This window comes from Pedobacter frigidisoli (genome assembly GCF_032678525.1).
GTDB classification, from domain to species: Bacteria; Bacteroidota; Bacteroidia; order Sphingobacteriales; family Sphingobacteriaceae; genus Pedobacter; species Pedobacter frigidisoli_A.
The window spans coordinates 1-2027 of sequence record NZ_JAVTSE010000018.1 but is presented as its reverse complement, the minus strand read 5'-3'; the positions used below and the strand labels follow the sequence as shown (position 1 = coordinate 2027).

The 2027-nt window shown below is 45.0% G+C and carries 1 protein-coding gene; it reads right to left on the bottom strand.

Going from position 1 to position 2027, the window contains the following annotated elements; genetic code table 11:
- The coding region (locus R2Q80_RS21860) for a beta strand repeat-containing protein (protein ID WP_410478785.1) at window positions 1-2027 on the bottom strand (2027 nt) is incomplete at both ends.

The window sequence follows — 2027 nt, the reverse complement described above, 5'->3', positions numbered from 1 at the left end:
TGTTACGCTTGCGCCTGGAGCCAGACTAGAAACAGGAGAACCTGTTACCACTGCATTAGCGTCCGAAACCGCAAGATTGGTTAGGGTTACGTTACCTGTGTTTTTAACAACAAGATTGTAATTCAATACCTCTCCTGCTTTATTAGGAACACTTCCGTTAACAGATTTCACTAAAGTAACAGATCCAGCCGGCGGAATGGTAGCCACTGTTGGTGTGTCATTAGTCTCTGTCGTTCCTGATAGATCACTCACATCTGCTCCAGCTGGTGTTTTACCCGTTACCGTCGCCGTATTGCTGTATGTACCCGCATCAATATCGGCTTGAGTTAAAATATGAACAGCAGTAAGTGTTACGTTTCCGCCTGGAGCCAGACTAGCAACCGGAGAACCCGTAACCACGGCATTTGCATCAGTAACCACCAGATTGGTTAAGGTGACGTTACCGGTGTTTTTAATAACCAGGTTATAATTTAATACACCACCAACAGCCGTTGGTACTGACCCATTAATTGTTTTTACTAAAGTCACAGATCCAGCCGCCGTAATGGTAGCCAATGTCGGCGTATCATTAGTCTCCGTCGTTCCTGAAATATCATTCACATCTGCTCCAGCCGGTGTCTTACCGGTTACCGTTGCGGTATTGCTATAGGTACCTGCATCAATATCGCTTTGAGTTAAAGTATGGGACGCAGTAAGTGTAATGCTTGCGCCTGGAGCCAGACTAGAAACCGGAGAACCCGTAAGCACGGCATTTGCATCGGTAATTACCAGATTGATTAAAGTGACATTGCCGGTATTCTTGATGATAAGATCATAATTCAACACACCTCCAACTACCGTTGGTACTGATCCATTGATTGTTTTAACCAAAGTCACTGAACCCGCCGGCGTAATAGTTGCCAATGTCGGCGTATCATTTGTTTCAGTCGTTCCTGAAACATCAGTCACGTCCAATCCAGCCGGTGTTTTACCTGTAATGCTTGCGGTGTTAGTATAAATTCCAGCATCGACATCAACTTGAGTTAAAGTATGAACAGCAGTAAGTGTTACACTTGCGCCAGGAGCTAAAGTCGAAACCGGTGAGCCGGTTACTATGGCATTGGCGTCCGTAACCACAAGATTGGTTAAGGTTACGTTACCTGTATTTCTAACAACAAGGTTGTAATTCAACTCCTCACCTGCTTTATTAGGAACGGAACCGTTAATAGTTTTCACTAAAGTCACGCCACCCACTGGTATAATCGTAGCCAATGTCGGTGTATCATTAGTCTCCGTCGTTCCTGAAACGTCAGTCACATCTGCACCAGCGGGGGTTTTACCCGTTACCGTTGCGGTGTTAGTATAAGTTCCAGCATCTACATCGCTTTGAATTAAAGTATGGGATGCGGTAAGTGTTACACTTGCGCCTGGAGTCAGACTAGCAACCGGAGAGCCAGTAACAATTGCATTGGCGTCCGTAACCACCAGATTGGTCAAGGTTACGTTACCTGTATTTTTAACAACAAGATTGTAATTCAATACACCACCAATGGCCGTTGGTATTGATCCATTCACACTTTTAACTAAAGTCACAGCACCACCTGGAGTAATCGTTGCAACAGTAGGTATATCATTAGTCTCAGTCGTTCCTGAAACATCAGTCACATCTGCACCAGCTGGTGTTTTACCAGTTACCGTTGCGGTATTGCTATAGGTACCTGCATCCACATCCCCTTGAGTTAGTGTATGGGCAGCAGTAAGTGTTACACTCGCACCAGGAGCTAAACTCGAAACAAGTGAGCCGGTTACGATGGCATTTGCATCGATAACCACCAGATTGCTTAAGGTGACGTTACCTATATTTTTAACAACAAGATCGTAATTCAATACCTCTCCTGCTTTATTAGGAACGGAACCGTTAACAGTTTTCACTAAAGTCACGGCACCCGCTGGGGTAATGGTAGCCACTGTCGGTGTATCATTAGTCTCAGTCGTTCCTGAAACATCAGTCACATCTGCACCAGCTGGTGTTTTACCGGTAATGCTTG